The 17,286-nt window shown below is 54.9% G+C and carries 15 protein-coding genes and 1 tRNA gene; 9 read left to right on the forward strand and 7 right to left on the reverse strand.

Annotated features, from left to right (window positions below; translation table 11 throughout):
- Positions 1-380 precede the first annotated feature (380 nt).
- Positions 381-1,814, reverse strand: coding sequence for a M48 family metalloprotease (locus tag H3221_RS18440; RefSeq protein WP_196475236.1), 1,434 nt, complete (start codon positions 1,812-1,814; stop codon positions 381-383).
- Between the two features lie 108 nt (positions 1,815-1,922).
- Here H3221_RS18440 and H3221_RS18445 point away from each other — a divergent pair, with 108 nt between their 5' ends.
- Positions 1,923-2,162 carry a sulfurtransferase TusA family protein gene (locus H3221_RS18445; RefSeq protein ID WP_160017538.1) on the forward strand — a complete coding sequence of 80 codons (240 nt, stop codon included), beginning with the start codon at positions 1,923-1,925 and terminating at the stop codon, positions 2,160-2,162.
- Positions 2,163-2,334: 172 nt separating this feature from the next.
- Positions 2,335-3,402, forward strand: coding sequence for an AI-2E family transporter (locus H3221_RS18450; protein WP_143508541.1), 1,068 nt, complete (start codon positions 2,335-2,337; stop codon positions 3,400-3,402).
- Positions 3,403-3,534: 132 nt separating this feature from the next.
- On the opposite strand, the gene H3221_RS18455 is transcribed toward H3221_RS18450, so the two are convergent.
- Together H3221_RS18455 and H3221_RS18460 are read right to left on the reverse strand one after the other, a co-directional pair.
- Positions 3,535-4,008 (reverse strand): peroxiredoxin, encoded by a 474-nt coding sequence (locus H3221_RS18455; protein ID WP_196475235.1) that lies wholly within the window; start codon positions 4,006-4,008, stop codon positions 3,535-3,537.
- A gap of 22 nt (positions 4,009-4,030) precedes the next feature.
- Positions 4,031-4,588 carry a glycine cleavage system protein R gene (locus H3221_RS18460; RefSeq protein WP_074681417.1) on the reverse strand — a complete coding sequence of 186 codons (558 nt, stop codon included), beginning with the start codon at positions 4,586-4,588 and terminating at the stop codon, positions 4,031-4,033.
- Between the two features lie 247 nt (positions 4,589-4,835).
- Here H3221_RS18460 and dapA point away from each other — a divergent pair, with 247 nt between their 5' ends.
- The 6 genes from dapA (at position 4,836) to H3221_RS18490 (ending at position 10,310) form a co-directional block, all read left to right on the forward strand.
- Positions 4,836-5,714, forward strand: coding sequence for a 4-hydroxy-tetrahydrodipicolinate synthase (gene dapA / locus H3221_RS18465; protein ID WP_196475234.1), 879 nt, complete (start codon positions 4,836-4,838; stop codon positions 5,712-5,714).
- Positions 5,715-5,730: 16 nt separating this feature from the next.
- On the forward strand, positions 5,731-6,852 hold the full coding sequence (gene bamC, locus H3221_RS18470; protein WP_196475233.1) for an outer membrane protein assembly factor BamC: 1,122 nt from the start codon (positions 5,731-5,733) through the stop codon (positions 6,850-6,852).
- 198 nt (positions 6,853-7,050) lie between these two features.
- Positions 7,051-7,965 (forward strand): phosphoribosylaminoimidazolesuccinocarboxamide synthase, encoded by a 915-nt coding sequence (locus H3221_RS18475; RefSeq protein WP_397428089.1) that lies wholly within the window; start codon positions 7,051-7,053, stop codon positions 7,963-7,965.
- A gap of 118 nt (positions 7,966-8,083) precedes the next feature.
- Positions 8,084-8,173 (forward strand) — tRNA-Ser (locus H3221_RS18480).
- 380 nt (positions 8,174-8,553) lie between these two features.
- A complete protein-coding gene (locus H3221_RS18485; protein ID WP_196475232.1) occupies positions 8,554-9,666 on the forward strand; it encodes an HNH endonuclease in 1,113 nt (370 codons plus the stop codon).
- Between the two features lie 455 nt (positions 9,667-10,121).
- A complete protein-coding gene (locus H3221_RS18490) occupies positions 10,122-10,310 on the forward strand; it encodes a hypothetical protein (protein WP_075116997.1) in 189 nt (62 codons plus the stop codon).
- A 601-nt stretch (positions 10,311-10,911) separates the two neighbouring features.
- Here H3221_RS18490 and H3221_RS18495 read toward each other — a convergent pair.
- Positions 10,912-12,546, reverse strand: a complete 1,635-nt coding sequence (locus tag H3221_RS18495) for a coiled-coil domain-containing protein (RefSeq protein ID WP_196475231.1) — start codon at positions 12,544-12,546, stop codon at positions 10,912-10,914.
- A 199-nt stretch (positions 12,547-12,745) separates the two neighbouring features.
- The gene (locus tag H3221_RS18500; RefSeq protein ID WP_196475230.1) at positions 12,746-14,236 is read right to left on the reverse strand and encodes a tyrosine-type recombinase/integrase; all 1,491 of its coding nucleotides are present in this window, start codon (positions 14,234-14,236) and stop codon (positions 12,746-12,748) included.
- Between the two features lie 252 nt (positions 14,237-14,488).
- Between H3221_RS18500 and H3221_RS18505 the strand changes: the two genes are divergently transcribed.
- The gene (locus H3221_RS18505; protein ID WP_196475229.1) at positions 14,489-14,923 is read left to right on the forward strand and encodes a hypothetical protein; all 435 of its coding nucleotides are present in this window, start codon (positions 14,489-14,491) and stop codon (positions 14,921-14,923) included.
- Here the strand turns inward: H3221_RS18505 and H3221_RS18510 are convergent.
- Entirely contained in the window at positions 14,901-15,923 is a 1,023-nt protein-coding gene (locus H3221_RS18510; RefSeq protein WP_196475228.1) for a phage integrase, read from the reverse strand. The genes H3221_RS18505 and H3221_RS18510 overlap by 23 nt on opposite strands.
- A complete protein-coding gene (locus H3221_RS18515; protein ID WP_196475227.1) occupies positions 15,923-17,200 on the reverse strand; it encodes a hypothetical protein in 1,278 nt (425 codons plus the stop codon). The genes H3221_RS18510 and H3221_RS18515 overlap by 1 nt, the downstream gene beginning before the upstream one ends.
- Positions 17,201-17,286: the final 86 nt, after the last annotated feature.

Here is a 17,286-nt window from a genome sequence, read left to right on the forward strand (position 1 = left end):
AGGTTGCACGCGATTGACTCCCCTCTCCCATTTATGGGAGAGGGGCTGGGGGAGAGGGCTGAAAACGCCGCAAAACTGCCAGTTTTCCCCTCTCCCTAACCCTCTCCCCAAAGGGGCGAGGGGACTGATCGCGTCCGACCATTTCTTAAGTGAACAGCATTACCGCCACGTGCGGGGCTCTTTCTTTTTGTCGAGCGGTATTCACGAGGTTTTCGTAGCCCGAATGCAATCCGTGGATTCTTCCGCTCTTGCCCCGGATTACATCCGGGCTACCACATCGCTAATCGGTGCGCGCAGCGCACCCTACGAAACGGGTAGGGTGCGCCGTGCTCACCAGACCTCAACGTGATGGTGCGCCATGCGCACCGCCGTGTTCCCGATCAGCGCAGCATCTGTTCCACCAGGCGTTTCTCTTCGGAGAGTTCGCGCTGACGGGCATCGATGCGCGAGGCCAGCTGGAAGTTGTTGCTGGCGCGGCGCTTGGCGAAGTCCAGCTGTTCGATGGCCTGGTTGTAGTCGCCGACCAGGGCGAAGAACTCCGCGCGCGCCTGGTGCAGGCCGATAGTGTTGCCGCTCAGGCCGCGAACCTCGGCGACCTGATACCACACGTCCGGGTCCTTGGCGCGGGTCTTGAGCAGGTCGTCCAGCGCGCGTTCGGCATCGGCGACGCGCTGCTGCTTGAGCAGCAGATCGATGCGCGTCTGCTGCAGCGGATAGTTGCTCGGGTAGAGGCTGAGCATGCGTTTCTGTCTGCGCTCGGCTGCATCCAGGCGATTGGCTGCCATATCCAGCTCGATCTGCGCCAGGTTGTAGGTGATATCGTCCGGGGTCTTGCCCAGCAGCGGCGCCAGGGTCTCACCGGCCTCGACGAGTTGGCCGGTTTTCATCTGCGCCAGTACCAGGCCATAGCGGGCGGCATCTAGACCTGGGTTCTCGTCGAGCATGGCGCGAAAGCGCTTGGCCGCGACGCCCGGCGTCTCTTCGTAGGTCAACTGCACGCGGGCGCGCATCAACTGGTAGCGCAAGCTGTCTTCGCGGCCCTTGGCCGGGTATTGCTCGGCGCGGTTGCGGGTGTCGGCGATACGTGATTCCGACACCGGGTGAGTCAGCAGAAATTCCGGCGGTTTGGCGTCGTAGCGGTACTGGCGCATCAGCCGTTCGAACATCAGCGGCATGGCGCGTGGGTCGTAACCGGCTTTTTCCAGGTTGACCAGGCCGATGCGGTCGGCCTCCTGCTCGTTCTGCCTCGAGAAACGCCGCTGTTCCTGAATGGCCGCCGCCTGGGTCGACATGATCGCCGCGATGCCAGCATCGCCAGCACCTGCCGCTGCGGCGACAATGCCGGCGAGCATCGCCGCCATCAGCGGCAACTGCATGCGTTGCTGGGCCTCGACGCCACGGGCGAAGTGGCGCTGCGACAAGTGCGCCAGTTCGTGCGCCATGACCGAGGCGTACTCGGCTTCGGTCTGAGCGTAGAGGAACAGACCACCGTTGACGCCTACGATCCCACCGGGGGCGGCGAAGGCGTTGAGCTGCGGGCTGTTGAGCAGGACGAACTCGAGACGGCGGTCCTGCAACTGGCTGGTTTCCGACAGGCGATAGACGCTGGTCTCGACGAAATCCTTCAACTGCGGGTCGTCCAGTTGCGAGACCTGGCCACGCAGCAGGCCGAGCCAGGCACGGCCGAGCTGGTGTTCTTGTTGTGGCGAGACGATCGAGGAGCTGGCGTCGCCTAGCGACGGCAGATCACTGGCACCCGTGTGGGCGGCGAACAGGCAGGACAGCGTCAGCAGGGTGGGGCGCAGAAAAGTCATGCACTCAGGGCTCTTGGGCGGCAAAGGGGTTACTGTAGCCGGCCAGCTACTGCGCTGGCCAGGGCTGCGGCGGCTTGGGTATCCTAGCCGACCTATCAGGAGTAGATGATGACAGACGTACCGGCTTTCGATGCCGAACTCGACGCCTGCGGGCTGAACTGCCCGTTGCCCTTGCTCAAAGCCAAGCTTGAGCTCAATCGCCTGGCCAGCGGCGCCGTGCTCAAGGTCAGCGCTACCGACGCCGGTTCGCAGCGCGACTTTCGCGCCTTCGCCAGCCTGGCCGGCCATGCGCTGCTGCATGAAGAGGTCGACTCGGGTATTTATCGTTACTGGTTGCGTAAGGCCTGAGCCATGGCTCGTCATGACGGGCCAGAAAGATAACGGACGCGCCCAATGTCGCCCAGTTGAGCGTCGATGCAGCGAATATGCAGGCGCAGCGCCCCAGGGCTGGCTCCTACGAAAAGCTGTTTTTGATCGGCATTACGGACGCGCCTCTTTTTTTGCAGATTAAGGATCATTGATGGTCAAGGTTATTCGCGACTGGCTGCATCGCTACTTCTCCGATGAACAGGCTGTAGTGCTGGCAGTGCTCCTGGTGCTGGGCTTTGCCGTGGTACTGACGCTCGGCGGCATGCTCGCGCCGGTGCTGACCGGCCTGGTGCTGGCCTTTCTCATGCAGGGGCTGGTCAACGGCCTGGAGCGCCTGAAGGTACCGCAGGTGCTGGCGGTCTGGCTGGTGTTCGCCTTGTTCATGGGCGGCCTGACTGTGTTCATGCTGGTGTTGATGCCGCTGCTCTGGCAGCAGCTGAGCACGCTGTTCAATGAGCTGCCGCGCATGGCGGCCGAGTGGCAGTCGGTGTTCCTCTTGCTGCCGGAGCGTTATCCGAACCTGATCAGCGATGCGCAGATCGTGCAACTGATCGACAGCATGCGCGGTGAGGCCGGCAAGTTCGGCCAATGGGCACTGTCGTTCTCCCTGTCCAGCCTGCCTATGCTGGTCAGCGTGATGATCTACCTGGTGCTGGTGCCGATCCTGGTGTTCTTCTTCCTCAAGGACCGCGAGCAGATCGGCCAGTGGTTCCGCAGCTACCTGCCGCGCGAGCGTGCGCTGATTACCCAGGTCGCGCAGGAGATGAATCAGCAGATCGCCAACTACATCCGTGGCAAGTTCATCGAGATCATCATCTGCGGCGTGGTCACCTACATCGCCTTCGCCTACCTGGGCCTCAACTACGCGGCCCTGTTGGCCCTGCTGGTCGGCCTGTCGGTAGTGGTGCCTTATATCGGCGCGGTGGTGGTCACCGTGCCGGTGGCGCTGATCGGGTTGTTCCAGTGGGGCTGGAGTGATCAGTTCCTCTACCTGATGGTGGTCTACGGCATCATCCAGGCGCTCGACGGTAACGTGCTGGTACCGCTGCTGTTCTCCGAGGCGGTCAACCTGCATCCGGTGGCGATCATCTGCGCGGTGCTGCTGTTCGGCGGGCTCTGGGGCTTCTGGGGTGTGTTCTTCGCCATTCCGCTGGCGACCCTGTTCAAGGCCGTGATCAACGCCTGGCCGCGTATCGAGCCGGCGTCCGCGCAAGCCTGATCGGGCCTGTGCGAGCGGCTTCAGCCGCGAAGTACGCAAAAGACCTGTTACCCAAGCCCAATGAAAAAGGCCGCAAATGCGGCCTTTTTCAGGACAACGAGGCTTTGACAACGATGCTGCAGGGGGCGCCGTTTAGCCCTTATGCAGCGTTTCGGCGGCTGCCAGCACCTTGTCGACATGGCCGGCGACCTTGACGTTGCGCCACTCTTCACGCAACACGCCGTCCTTATCGATCAGGAAGGTGCTGCGCACGATGCCCATGTATTCCTTGCCGTAGTTCTTCTTCAACTGATAGACGCCGAACAGGTCGCACAGTTGGTGCTCTTCGTCGCTGATCAGCTCGAAGGGAAACGCCTGCTTGCTCTTGAAGCTTTCGTGCTTCTTCAGGCTATCCATCGACACGCCGAAGATCAGCGTATTGGCCGCCTTGAACTGCTCGAAGCGAGCACTGAAGTCCATGCCCTCGGTAGTGCAGCCCGGGGTCGCGTCCTTCGGGTAAAAATACAGCACGACCTGCTGGCCCTTGAGAGCGGACAGCTTTACCTGCTGGCCACTGGTGGCCTCGGCCTGGAAGTCGGCAACGGCTTTGTCGAGTTCAACGGGCATGGAAACTCCTTGCATGCGGCTATCAGGGATTCTGTGGACGCCAGGGTTCGATCAAGGCATCCAGATTCAGTGCATCGGCAAAATCGAGGAACTGATCGCGCAGCCAACTGATCTGCGTGCCGGCCGGCAGCGTCACGGTCAGGGTAGCGTTGAGCATGGTGCCGCCGGTCTGCGGCGCCTGGTAGGTGTCGCAGGTCAGGGCTTCCAGCTCGACGCGGTGGTCGATGAAGAACTGGCACAGCTCGTTGAGAATGTCCGGGCGATACACGGCGCTGACGTAGGCCACATAAGGCAGTGCCTGCGGGCGCACTTCGGCGGCGGCGCTGCGCGCCAGGTCCACAGTGAAGTCATGCTTCTTGGCCAGCAGCGGCAGGCTCGACTCCAGGCGCGCCAGTGCGTCCCAGCTACCGGACACCTGCAGCACCAGGGCGCTGAATTCACCGTGACGGCTCAGGCGAGTGCTGATCACCGCGCAACGGTTCTCATGGCTGGTGCGGCTGAGCAGGTTGGTCAGGGCCATGGCGTCGCGGCCGAGGGCGCTGATGACGAGGAATTGTTCGCGAACGAGGGGGGTGGACATGCAGCCTTCCTAAAGCGATGAACGGTCCACGCACGAGAAGCCGCAGACCAAAGACAGCAGGTTAGCGAAAAGCACCGCCGAGGGGAATGGCGAAGCCTTGTGCATCGGACGACGGCCTGTACCACTGGCAGGCCGCGGAAAAACGCAGGTAGTGTGCAAACGACCTGATAAGCCCTTGTCCGTTGCTTGTGCCGGATTGGTGGCACCAGTACCATTACCGCTCAATTTTTCCGGCAGGAGCGGTTGCATGATTGCGGGCAGTATGGTGGCACTGGTCACGCCCATGGATGCGCAGGGTGGTCTGGATTGGGAGGCCCTGAGCAAATTGGTGGATTTCCACCTGCAAGAGGGCACCAATGCCATCGTCGCGGTCGGCACCACCGGTGAGTCCGCCACGCTGGAAGTGCCCGAGCACATCGAAGTGATCAAGCGCGTGGTCAAGCAGGTTGCCGGCCGTATCCCGGTGATCGCCGGCACCGGTGGCAACTCCACCCGTGAGTCGGTCGAGCTGACCCGTGCCGCTCAGGAAGTCGGCGCCGACGCTGCCCTGCTGGTCACCCCGTACTACAACAAGCCGACCCAGGAAGGCCTGTACCTGCATTTCCGCCACATCGCCGAAGCCGTATCCATCCCGCAGATTCTCTACAACGTGCCGGGCCGTACCGTGTGCGACATGCTGCCGGAGACCGTCGAGCGCCTGTCGAAGATCGACAACATCATCGGCATCAAGGAAGCCACCGGCGACCTGCAGCGCGCCCAGGACGTACTGGATCGCGTCGGCAAGGATTTCCTCGTCTACTCCGGTGACGACGCCACTGCGGTCGAGCTGATGCTGCTGGGCGGCAAGGGCAACATCTCCGTCACCGCCAACGTTGCGCCGCGTGCCATGAGCGACCTGTGCGCCGCCGCCATGCGTGGCGAGGCGGCCATCGCCCGCGCCATCAACGACCGTCTGATGCCGCTGCACAAGGCACTGTTCCTCGAATCCAACCCGATTCCGGTGAAATGGGCGCTGCACGAAATGGGTCTGATGGGCGACGGTATTCGTCTGCCGCTGACCTGGCTCAGCCCGCGCTGTCACGAACCGCTGCGCCAGGCCATGCGCCAGTGCGGTGTATTGGCTTAACTCAAGGATTCTACGCATGAAGCGACTGGCCGGATTTTCCGCCCTTGCTCTGATCGTCTCCAGCACCAGCGGTTGCGGCTGGCTCTGGGGTGAAAATGGCTACTTCCGTGATCGCGGCAGCGACTACCTGGAAGCGCGTCAGACTGCACCGATGCAATTGCCGGCCGATGTCCAGGCCAAGCGTCTCGACCCTTTGCTGCCGGTGCCTGCCCAGGTAGCCAGCAGCACCGCGACCCCGGCCGAATTCGAAGTACCGCGCCCGCAGGGCCTGCAGGTACGTGCCGACGAGCGCGAGTTCAGCCTGCAGCGCAGCGGCGATTCGCGTTGGGTCGTGGCCCAGCGCGTGCCGGCCGAAGTCTGGCCGCTGGCGCGTCAGTTCTTCGAAGACAACGGTTTCCGCATCGCCAGCGAGCGTCCGCAAACCGGCGAATTCATCACCTCCTGGCAGCGTTTCGATGAGCTCTCCACGAGCATGGCGCGCAGCCTGAGCAGCCGCGTTTCCGGCGTGGCGTCGGACGTCGAAACCCGCGTGCGCGTGCGCATCGAGCCGGGTGTGCAGCGCAACACCAGTGAAGTCTTCGTCACCAGCGCCGAACGTCCTGCCGGCAGCAGTGCCGATGTCGATTTCGCTGCCCGTAGCGGCAACGCCAGCCTCGAAGCTGCACTGCTCGACGAAATGCTGGTGAGCATGGCCCGTGGCGTGGAGCAGGGTGGTTCGGTTTCGCTGCTCGCCGCGCGCGACTACGATGCGCCCAGCCGCGTCAGCCTGAGCGAAGACGGCAACGGCAACCCGGTGCTCAACCTCGGCGCCGATTTCGACCGCGCCTGGTCCGGCGTCGGCCGGTCGCTGGAGCTCGGCAACGTGCGCGTTGACGACCTCAACCGCAGCCTTGGCCTGTACTACATCAACATGGCCGAGGGCGCTCAGGTCAACGAGGAGAAGCCGGGCTTCTTCGGTCGCATGTTCGGCAGCGCGCCGAGCAAGGAAGAGATCGAAGCCCGCGCCGAGCGCTACCAGGTGCGCCTGACGCCGGTTGGCGATGGCGTCCAGGTCACCGTGGAAAAAGACCTCAACACCATTGCTCCGGCTGAGGTATCGCGCCGCGTGCTGAGCCTGATCCAGGATAATCTCGGCTGATCAGTGCCAGCAGGCCGTTGAAAAATGGCCAGCAGCGTACTCCAGCCGTCAATCGATGGGCGAAACCCGCAAAGGTTTCGCCTTGTTAGTGTGAAAGTCGCGCAGCGACGTCTTCCTTCAGTCCTTCTCCCTCCGGGAGAAGGTGGCGCGAAGCGCCGGATGAGGGAGGGTATGCCGCGAAGGCTTTCATCATTCGGGATGCCTCTCGCGGCATACCCGTTTGCCAGAAACGGAAATGCCGACATGAGCACACCCACCACCCTGAGCCTGAAGAAGATCTACTCGGGCAAGGTCCGCGACCTCTACGAAATCGACGACAAGCGCATGCTGATGGTGGCCACCGATCGTCTGTCGGCATTCGACGTCATCCTCGAACAACCTATTCCGGAGAAGGGCAAGATCCTCACCGCCATCTCCAACTTCTGGTTCGACAAGCTGGCTGGCGTGGTGCCCAACCACTTCACCGGTGACAAGGTCGAAGACGTCGTGCCTGCCGCCGAGCTGCCACTGGTCGAAGGCCGTGCGGTCGTCGCCAAGCGCCTCAAGCCGGTCGCCGTGGAAGCCATCGTGCGCGGCTACATCGTCGGCTCCGGCTGGAAGGAATACCAGAAGAGCGGCACCGTCTGCGGCATTGCCCTGCCGGCTGGCCTGAAGGAAGCGGCCAAGCTGCCGCAACCGATCTTCACCCCCTCGACCAAGGCCGCCGTGGGCGATCATGACGAGAACATCAGCTTCGCGCAGTGTGAAGCGATCATCGGTGCCGAACTGGCTGCCCAGGTGCGTGACACCGCGATCAAGCTCTACACCACGGCTGTCGAGTACGCCGCTACCCGCGGCATCATCATCGCCGATACCAAGTTCGAATTCGGTCTGGACGAAGACGGCACCCTGACCCTGATGGACGAAGTGCTGACCCCGGACTCCAGCCGCTTCTGGCCGGCCGACAGCTATGCCGAAGGCAGCAACCCGCCGAGCTTCGACAAGCAGTTCGTGCGCGACTGGCTGGAATCCACCGGCTGGAACAAGCAAGCCCCGGCCCCGGCCGTGCCGGCAGACGTCGCGCAGAAAACCGCCGACAAGTACCGTGAAGCGCTGACCCGCCTGACCGCTTGAGCCTTGTGAGAGAAGGCCGGGCAGCCCCCGGCTTTTTCACAAGCGCCTGATAGAACACGAAAATTTTTCAAAATAAGCTTCGCCAAAGCGCATTCAGCTGTTATCATGCGCGCCGCTTGGGAAGATGCCGGAGTGGTCGAACGGGACGGATTCGAAATCCGTTGTGTCAGCAATGGCACCTAGGGTTCAAATCCCTATCTTCCCGCCATATCGAAAAAGTCCTTATAAATCAAGAGTTTATCAGGATGACGAAGCGGCGATTTGTAGCAACGGTTTGTAGCGTTTTTTGTAGCACAGACCTGACCTATGAATCGCCGTTTTTCTTTGTCTTCTCGGAGCGTTCTGCTCCTGATTCACTCCTCTGTCCCTCTGTCCCTCTGTCCCTCTGTCCCTCTGTCCCTCTGTCCCTCTGTCCTGAAACGCTGCCAAAGGGCGTCTAGGGGCTTCTACGCTCGTTTTTTTGATCGAGGTAACCAAAGGTGCGGGGACTTGCTACCCGTGCCTTTGGAGGCCGGAGTCTTAAAATTATGCTCTGGAAATGCGTCCTAGCCGCCGGCTATGCTGATCTGAATTCAGGGAGGGGTGAATATGGCTACTTGCTTTCTATGTGACGAACCAATTTCAAGCTCTAATGATTCGCGGGAGCACATTATCCCCAATTCAATCGGGGGGATTAAAAAGACAAGAGGGTTTATTTGCGTCGATTGCAACTCAGAAGCGGGCGAAACTTGGGATGCTGCATTGTCGGAGCAAATGAACACGCTTTCCCTTTTCTTTAGAGTGGTTAGAGACAGAGGAGAAAATAAAAGAGAGCTTATTGAAACCACTGCAGGCGAGAAACTGATTTATGGCAAGGGAACGCTTGAGTTTTATAGCCCAACAATAGATGTCAAAGAAATTGACAGCGGTCTCAATATACAGGTGTCGGCAAAAAACATAGAGCAAGCTCGCCAGATTTTGACTGGATTAAAAAGAAAGCATAAGCACGTAAAAATTGATGTTGAATCAATTTTGAATCAAGCGGTCGAGTCAGTTACCTACCCAGAGGGAGCGATGCATTTTGAAGTCCAATGGGGAGGGAAAGACGTAGGGCGTTCTTGGGTTAAAACCGCTTTGGCGTTGCTTAGTGATAACGGAATCGACCCAAAACAATGTGAGCAGGCGTCTGCGTATCTGCTGGGTGATGGTGAGCCCTGCTTTGGCTACTACTATAGCGATGATGTTGTAAGAAACAGGCCGCTGGGGGTGCCACTCCATTGCATCGTTGCAGTAGGTAACCAGAAGGAAAAGACTATACAGGGGTACTTGGAGTATTTCGGAATGCTTCGAATAGTCCTAAATCTTTCCGAAAACTATCACGGTGAAGATTTCAAGGTCGGGTATGCAATAGACCCAACGGAAGGAAGAGTCTGTGATATAGGCTTTGATTTCCAGTTCAGCAGGGATGAAATTAAAGCCATATATGAGTACGAGCGATACGATGGGGAAATCCAGAAAAAAGTTATGGGTGACGTAATAGGCCCAGCGATAAAAAAACAACAAGAGGAACATTTTGAAGCCGTATTGGAAGCCACAGCGAAAAGCATTGAAAAGCAATTTGCTAATGCTGGGGGTGAGTACCAAGTTGAAGAAATTATTAGTGAGTACATGAGGAAATTGGAGCCTCACCTCGCTCACTGGGTGCTAATGGGAAGGAAGTAGTCAATTATAGAGGCGTGCAGTGGCTCGCCATAGGCTGGTGGTCGCTACGCTTAAAAGAGCGTAAAAAGAAAATTAGGGTCGAACCCTAACGCTTTTCGACTCGTTCGGAAAACGCGAAACGGCCGGGTAAAAAATCGGATTTTGAAAATTTAGCGTCGGACTCTATTTAGCATTTAGAGTTGAATGGTAAAAAATATTTTCGTTTACCTATTGACAAGGTTTTTCGTTGATTTTAAGCCAAAATTTGGCATATCAAAAAATGGAAATATCGCTTTATTGATATAAAATTTTGAAAAAATAGGGCGGTAATTTTGAAAGATTTGGCTAAATGTTAAGCTGCTAACTTTTTGAATTTTTGGTTTTTTGGGGTGAAATTTAGCGTTTTTCACCTTTGTGATTTTTGAAAAATCTGCCAGTATTTTTTGTTCGGTAGTCCGTTAAAAAGGAGATCCAAAATGGGCGAGTGGTCTGATTATTTCGAGGATTTTCCAGAGGAGAATCCGGCTAATTATGATGAAAGCGGACGATATGACCCTAATGGTATTCAAAGACAAGAACGGGCAAAAGCAGACTATGCCCAGCAGCGTTTAGATGAGGTTTTGAAACAAAAGGGTGTTTTTCACAGGCGGCCAAGTAAAGAATGATTTTTTGGGGGGGATTCCTGGCTCCCCCTTTAACCCCCTGCCTGAAGGCATAACTTCCCTATAGGAAGGTCTTAAAAGACTTCGCCTAAGTTTTGGCAGTTGCATTTTCTTGGGTATCTCGGTGATTATTTCTAATCCCCCTGCAATTGGCAGTTTTTCAGTAGTAAGACCAAAAACTTTGAGGTGTACTCCTTAACGAGTCCTAACTTCTCACCTCACCAGCCATTCTTTTTATATTTCTCTATATCACTGCGATATAGCCACACGTTGTTAATGGTAACGGATTCAACTCACCTATAAAATTCAATGTCCCCAACATTGAAAATGGCCCACTTCCTAAGAATGCTGCTTTGTCAGGTTCACGGTAGCAGCTTAAAGTTTTGAAATCCCCGCGACACTATCCCACCTTGATTTCAAAGAAGTTGATATTATTTAGTAGGATTTTTGCGAGAAGAGACTTGAATTAGGTAATTTATATGCTATAACTTAATTACAAGTTGATTGGCTCGTCAAAACCTTTGTATCAACTTCGAGGCCCAAATGTGTAATGCGTTTGGGCTTCACTTATTTAAGTTGTACCATTTCAATCCTTAAAGTCAAATTAAGGCCCGGACATTCTTCTTCTGACTGTGTTGACTGTCGATTTTACTGCTTGCGTAGCGTCGTGAATAATTAGACTTGTTTTCTCTCCAAGACTTAAGTTTGTAGATACTAAATCGCTTAAATGCTCACGCTTTAAACGCTCCGAACTTGCTTCAAGAAAGTCAATTCTTTCCTTCCTTGTCATCTTCTTTAATGCCTCCATATTCTTTTCTTTGTAGGTATTAAATGCCAGCCTTATATCTCTGCGTTCGCTGTTAAGAAAAGCAATGGCATCAATAGCCACATCAACATCTTGAATTGCTTGGTATGTCTCGTTGCTCTTTTTTATTGCGTCCTCAAGTTTTTCGTAGTTGTTTAGTGTTTTTCTGTATCTATCATCAAGGATTTTTAGTTTTTCGGTTCCGCCCTCAATTTGTTTAGCCTGTTTTTTCAGTGTCTTGGCATTGGCATTAATTTCAGTTTTAATGCTCTCGTTTTGCTCTTGAAGTAGTTTGTTGTCTATTCTTTTTTCTTCAAGTATGGGCTTTATTTCTTGCATCTCTTTATTAGCATTAGTAATAGCTGATTGAGTTTGAGATAGTAGATTAAAGCCTCTCATTATTTTGGCCTTGTGGGCATCCCTTGCTATTGCTTTGAGCTTTTCTTTGTGCTCCTTTGTCTTCTCATGAACAGATGCCTCAATGTTATAACCAAACTCTTTTAATCGCTTGTTCACATACTCATAAACAAGGCGTTGATAGGTCTCGCCTATTTTTTGTGATGCCTTGAAAGAATTGTTTTTTATCTCAGTCTCGCCCTTGCTTTTAAGGTATCTATTGACTAAATCAAGTTGGGCTTGCACTAAATCATATTGACCAGTTTTTGAGTTCTTTCCAGATATAAAGATATGAGGATGCACGCCGTTATTTATCTGGTCTTTGCTTAATACTTCATCACCGTGAAATACGCAGGTTTTTATCTCGTATTCAGGCAAGTGCTTTTTGTGGAAGTCGTGAATTATACGGAGGTAGTCAACTGGCTTGACTTCGTTGATATTGTTTCTTGTGGGGAATTTAAAAAAGCACTCCTGAACTACGGTTTTGCTCTTGTGTAATGAGTTATTGCCCGCCGCAATAATCTCGTTGTGTAGTTCTATATAGGTGCCTATGGCCTTCTTTTTGTCGTTTGCACGCTTAACGCCTATCGAATCGACTTGATCCACTAGGGAAAGGGATAGCGTGCTGTCTTGGGCTTCCAGAACGCCCGTTATAAGCGTTTTAAGGGCTTCCGGTTCATCCGCCTTGGATAGCAGCTTTTTGAGCTTGTAGGCGTATTTTGAGCGGTCGTCTTTGAGTTTTGATAGGTCTTCATGTGTTCCTATATCACCCTGAACCGATGACATTATTTCATTGACAAGGCTCTGTCTGTCTTCAAGTGTTAGACTGTCAAGTCTAATCATCTTGTTGTTGTGGATAATAAAGTTTCGATGAGATAGGTCTTGATTGAATTCGAGTTCTTTCTTTATCACAGTGCGAAGGCTGTGATTAAGTGAACTTTTCAATTGAGATAATCCAGCGGTCTTTTTTACTCTGCCATTCTGGGCGGAGTAGTTCATTCGTTTCCACAGCATAGTGGTATTTTTTAGTTCATTCATTCAGTCCTCATAGGTTGTTGTCTTTTGTTTTTTTTGCTTCTGCCCTTCCGGCAAGGAACCCGTGAAATACTCTCAAGCGAAGCGTCTTTCCGCAGGAAAGTGTGAGAATTTCATCAACGGGTTGATAAAACTTCGTAGTTTTAGCTAATTACAAGTTACCATATATTATTGTGCTTTCAAGTTGGCACAAAAAAGGCCACTAAAAAGCGGCCTTGTAGACTTCCTGTTTGATTGGGTATTTTAATCGTGATATTGCATCCCGTTTTTGCTTGGGGCTTGGGCCTGCACTATACACGTCAAAAGTGATGGTTCCCGTTTCGTGTCCAACGATAGCGGCAATCAATACTCCGGGTACGTCTGACCGTTGTAGTTGAGTGATGACAGTCTTGCGGAAACTGTGAAAGACGAACTGCGAATTATATCCTGCGTCGGTTTTAAGCCTTCCGAACTGTTTGCTAAGTGCATCCGACCGATTTCCATACTTATTCCCCGATGTAGATTTGATTAGATAGCCGTCTTCCGAGTTTTTAACCAAGCGATCTACTACTGGTTGTAGTTTTGAGTGGATCGGAATATTCCGCTCACCGGCTGCCGTCTTCGCGTCTTTGATAGAAAAGCATTGAATGCCTTCCTCTTTCACTATGTCGCTAGTCTTCAAACGACATAATTCTTCGATCCTGGCCCCGGTGTAGGCTCCCAATAGAATGAGATCGGAAAGGGTTTCGCGGTTCTTTTGGTTCTTGGCTGCATCGTAGAGCTTCGCCACGTCTTCGGGGGCGAATGCCTTGCGTTCGGTCGAGGTTGCGGCTCTCTTGCTGCGGTTGGTGGGGAAGTCGTGGTTTTGAAAGGGCGACTGCTGGTCGCGGTGAAGTTTTTTGAAATTTTCATCGTAGCGGAGTGCCCATTTCCAAAAACTGGAACCGGCAAAGAGAAACTGCTTCTTGGTTTTCTCGCTGACGCTGAGCGTATCCATGTAAGCCGTGATGCTCTCGTGGGTGAGGTCGCGGCGGTTGGTTTCAAGCCAATTTTTGAGGTTTTCGAGCCGGGCGACCTGGGTGTCTACGGTCTTCTGAACGATCCCCTTTACCTGCTCCTGGTGAACCTTGAAAGCGTTGATTCTGGTAGTCGTTATCGGCGACTTGGCCCGGTAATGGCTGGGGTCTTTGAGTATCTGCTTGATCTCGTCCTTGTCGGCTTCCTTTAATGGCAAGGTGTTGGCCTGCTTCTCCATGTTGCCCTGGACAAGTGACTGAAGATCTCGGTTGAACTCGAAGGCGTCGAGCCGTCCATCTACTTCGAAATGTCGAAGCATCCGCTCCCATTCCTCTTGGGAGTGATTTGGCCCCAACGAAAGAAAGTCGGCCACGGCATCGGCCTTTTCCGTGCTTAAAGGGCCGTTGGTGATGTGAGCCTGTGCAACGTCCGCGTAAAACTCACGGGCACGCTCTGCGAGAGCTTTGGCCTGAATGCGGGCATCTTCGGGATCAAGTTTGGATGTGCTGCGGGCTTGGTCAATCAAAGATTGCCACTGTTGCAGGTAGGGGATTTTGAGCCGCTGGGCTTCCGTCTTCGATCCGGTCTTGAGCGAGGCGGTGAACTCGCGTCGATTGAGGGTAGGCCGAGCGTCTGCCGGAATGGTCAGGCGGGCGTGCCACAAACCTGACCGAAGAACTAGGTTATCGCTTGCCATTGCCACCACCTGAGAGCCTGAAATATGCCCGGATCGTAGGTGGTTTTTCGGTGGTTTTGTAGCAAAAATTTGTAGCAAACGGCTCCGTAAGTGACTGTAACCATTGATTTTATTGGGATTTTTGCTCTAAATCGGAAAGTCCCTATCTTCCCGCCATATCTCAAGCCTAAGCCCCTGAAATTCCTAGAGTTTCGGGGGCTTTTGCTATCTGCGTTATGCTCAGTGTCGATAAAGTGTCGAAAAGGGTGCGCTATGGAAAGCTCAAGCGGGCGGTGCGTTAATTTCATCGCCAACCTCATGCCGTTATTCGCACATGAGACTGTCAACGGAATGGCTTGCGCCAGGAATCTGCGCGACGGAACGCTGATACTGCCAAGCGAGCAGGATGGTGTCGTAACCGTCTGGTGGCAAGGCGACGAGCATAGAGCAAGCGAAGCGAATGCCTCGCTAATCAGTAGCAATGCGGTTTCTGATTACGTTCAGCTAAATATGCTCGGCAAGTCGGCGGAGGAAGCCAGTTACCTTCTCGCTCATTTAGAGCAGCATTTCGAGTACAAAACCGGAGAGACGCTCTACCTGCCATACAGGGAAGACGATGGTTCAACATTGATGGCTCTGAAAAGAGTCATCGGGCGTGTTGGGCCGGATATAGCTCTGGACGTCCTCAAGAAGTCATTTGGTCTTTAGAAATGTTCAGATGGCTCAAGAACGACTTGGGGCCTAGCGAAACAGCATCCTTAAGATGGTCGGGAGAAAGGTGCGCATAGCGCATGGTCATCGCCAAAGTGGTATGACCTAGGATTTTCTGTAGGGTCAGAATGTTGCCGCCGTTCATGACGAAATGACTGGCGAAGGTGTGCCGTAGCACGTGTGATGACTGGCCGGCAGGTACTGGCAAACGAGACTCACCCAAGGCCTTGTCGAAGCTGTTCAGGCAGTTGCTGAACAGGCCATGCTGCTTGAAGTGCCGGTGTATCTGCTGTTCCAGCTCCAGGGCGATGGGGATCGAGCGGACGCGCTTGCCTTTGGTGTTAACGAATGTAACCAGCTGGTTGCGTACCCGGTCGGGCGTCAGGGCCTGAGCCTCACCCCAACGGGCACCAGTAGCCAGACAAATGGCCGCGACCATGGCGACATGAGGCGTCCGGCAATAGCCGTGAATGGTGGTGAACAGTGTCTCTATCTGGTCATCTGTCAGATAGGTCAGTTCCTTTTCTTGCAGGCGGAGAGGGCGCACGCGTGCCAGCGGATTGGCGTAGTCGATTTCGCCGAGCTGATAGAGCACGTTGAACACCGAGCGCAGGTAGCCCAGGCGATTGTTCAGCGTCTTGAGGTTGGCACCGGCCTTGATCGCCTGGGTTCGATGTTCGGCGTACTCGTTGCCGGTCATCTTGATGGCGACCGGGTCGCCCAGCTCTTTGGCCAAAGCGTCAAGCAGGCGCCGACGTGCTTCGCCGTCACTCAGGGTGTGAGCATGCAGGGCTGCCCAACGGTCGATCAGCTCAGAGAGCTTGCGACGGTCCTTTGGCTTGGGTGACCAATCAGGTGCATTGATGACCTTTGCCCTGCAGGTCGCCTCGAAGCGCAGAGCTTCGCCCTTGGTCTTGAAAATCTTGCGGAAACGCTTCCCTTTGATTGGCTCAATGTCAGCTTTCCAGCGCCCGCACGGTAGTTGAAAAACGCTCATCAGACAGCACGCCCCCAACGCACATGCCGTTCCTCAAGAATGCCTTTGATGTGCTTATACAGCCCGTCTTCATCCATGCCCTTAGCGGCATAGTGATCGCGGATCACCGGCCAGCACTCCCAATCCTTGAGCCGATAGAAAGCCTTTCTAGCGCCCACTCGCTCCCGTGCCAGCAGGCTGACGAAGTTTCCCAGGAATAGCTCGACGTTCTTGCCGGAGAAGCCCCGCGAGGTTTTGTATTGGCGCTTGTACTCGGTGTCATCCACCAGGGAATCCACCGGCAGATCGACGCGCACGTCGTCACGGATCAGCGTCCAGATGGGCTCAAAGTAGCCAGGACGAGCCAGCAACTTGAATTGACGCAGGCCATAGCGCCACAGGCCGTCTAGGTGCGGAGCGAAGGCGGCGTAGCTGTTGGTTTCGATGGTTTCGCCGCTGTGCAGGTCGAACGAACCGGACGCGAATTGCTGGATCACCGAATGGTGGTAACGCAGTTCGACACGCCACACGTCTTGCTCTGGGTTGTAGTTATCCGGATCGCCTTCGTCGAAGCTGTCGCGACGCTTCCAGACGTTTTCCCAGTAGTCGAGCTTGTCGATGGACCGGGCCTGTTCGGTCTTGTTGTAGATACCGAGCTGGACGCCACCGGCGGAGCCGAACAGGTAGGACTGACCTTTGCCGTAAGTGGCAGACTCCAGCGTCCACTGGATTTCCTTGATGCCGGAAATGTCACGAGCAGCACGTGCGCGGCAGTGCATACGGGCGACCAGATCGGCGGGCGGTTGCCATCCCTGCAGGTCAAGCGCGAGGTGAACGGCGCACTGGTTGCGCTCAATGTTGGTCAGCACGTGGCTGGCGTAGTAGTCCAAGCGCTCTTGCAGGCGCTCGGGGCAGAACTGATCGATGGCATGCGGAGACACCTCTATTTTCAGGTGGGGACCGATGTTCTCGATTTTGGCGTTGAAGTTTTTGACCAGCAGGATGATGCCAAGGTCTGCGTTCTGCAGCTTGTACTGATAGCCAGAGTCCTTGCTGACACGACCCGAGTGCCAACGCTGGCCAGCGAAATCGACGATGGTCCCCGGCTTCTCGAACAGGCTCATGATTTCCGGGCGGATCAGTCCGCGATAGAGCTGGCGGACTGTATCGACGCTGCAGGCCAGGATTTTGGCCTTCGACAGATCGACGATTTCAGCAGTACCAGGATCAACGAAAATTCGTCCAAGGCTGTTGTGCTCACCGTTGAGGTCTAGACGGGCAAAATCTTTGATCTTCATGCTTTGGTTTCCTTACTGGCCATTACTTGCCATTTCGAAATCGGTTTATCTGACGTGCTACAGGGACGTCAGCGCCCGCGCGGCGG

Source organism: Pseudomonas chaetocerotis (assembly GCF_015712105.2).
Classification (GTDB): Bacteria; Pseudomonadota; Gammaproteobacteria; order Pseudomonadales; family Pseudomonadaceae; genus Aquipseudomonas; species Aquipseudomonas chaetocerotis.

Coding starts and splice junctions, on each gene's coding strand:
- H3221_RS18440 (WP_196475236.1), bottom strand. CDS start 1,814: ATGACTTTTCTGCGCCCCACCCTGCTGACGCTGTCCTGCCTGTTCGCC.
- H3221_RS18445 (WP_160017538.1), top strand. CDS start 1,923: ATGACAGACGTACCGGCTTTCGATGCCGAACTCGACGCCTGCGGGCTG.
- H3221_RS18450 (WP_143508541.1), top strand. CDS start 2,335: ATGGTCAAGGTTATTCGCGACTGGCTGCATCGCTACTTCTCCGATGAA.
- H3221_RS18455 (WP_196475235.1), bottom strand. CDS start 4,008: ATGCCCGTTGAACTCGACAAAGCCGTTGCCGACTTCCAGGCCGAGGCC.
- H3221_RS18460 (WP_074681417.1), bottom strand. CDS start 4,588: ATGTCCACCCCCCTCGTTCGCGAACAATTCCTCGTCATCAGCGCCCTC.
- dapA (WP_196475234.1), top strand. CDS start 4,836: ATGATTGCGGGCAGTATGGTGGCACTGGTCACGCCCATGGATGCGCAG.
- bamC (WP_196475233.1), top strand. CDS start 5,731: ATGAAGCGACTGGCCGGATTTTCCGCCCTTGCTCTGATCGTCTCCAGC.
- H3221_RS18475 (WP_397428089.1), top strand. CDS start 7,051: ATGCCTCTCGCGGCATACCCGTTTGCCAGAAACGGAAATGCCGACATG.
- H3221_RS18485 (WP_196475232.1), top strand. CDS start 8,554: ATGGCTACTTGCTTTCTATGTGACGAACCAATTTCAAGCTCTAATGAT.
- H3221_RS18490 (WP_075116997.1), top strand. CDS start 10,122: ATGGGCGAGTGGTCTGATTATTTCGAGGATTTTCCAGAGGAGAATCCG.
- H3221_RS18495 (WP_196475231.1), bottom strand. CDS start 12,546: ATGAATGAACTAAAAAATACCACTATGCTGTGGAAACGAATGAACTAC.
- H3221_RS18500 (WP_196475230.1), bottom strand. CDS start 14,236: ATGGCAAGCGATAACCTAGTTCTTCGGTCAGGTTTGTGGCACGCCCGC.
- H3221_RS18505 (WP_196475229.1), top strand. CDS start 14,489: ATGGAAAGCTCAAGCGGGCGGTGCGTTAATTTCATCGCCAACCTCATG.
- H3221_RS18510 (WP_196475228.1), bottom strand. CDS start 15,923: ATGAGCGTTTTTCAACTACCGTGCGGGCGCTGGAAAGCTGACATTGAG.
- H3221_RS18515 (WP_196475227.1), bottom strand. CDS start 17,200: ATGAAGATCAAAGATTTTGCCCGTCTAGACCTCAACGGTGAGCACAAC.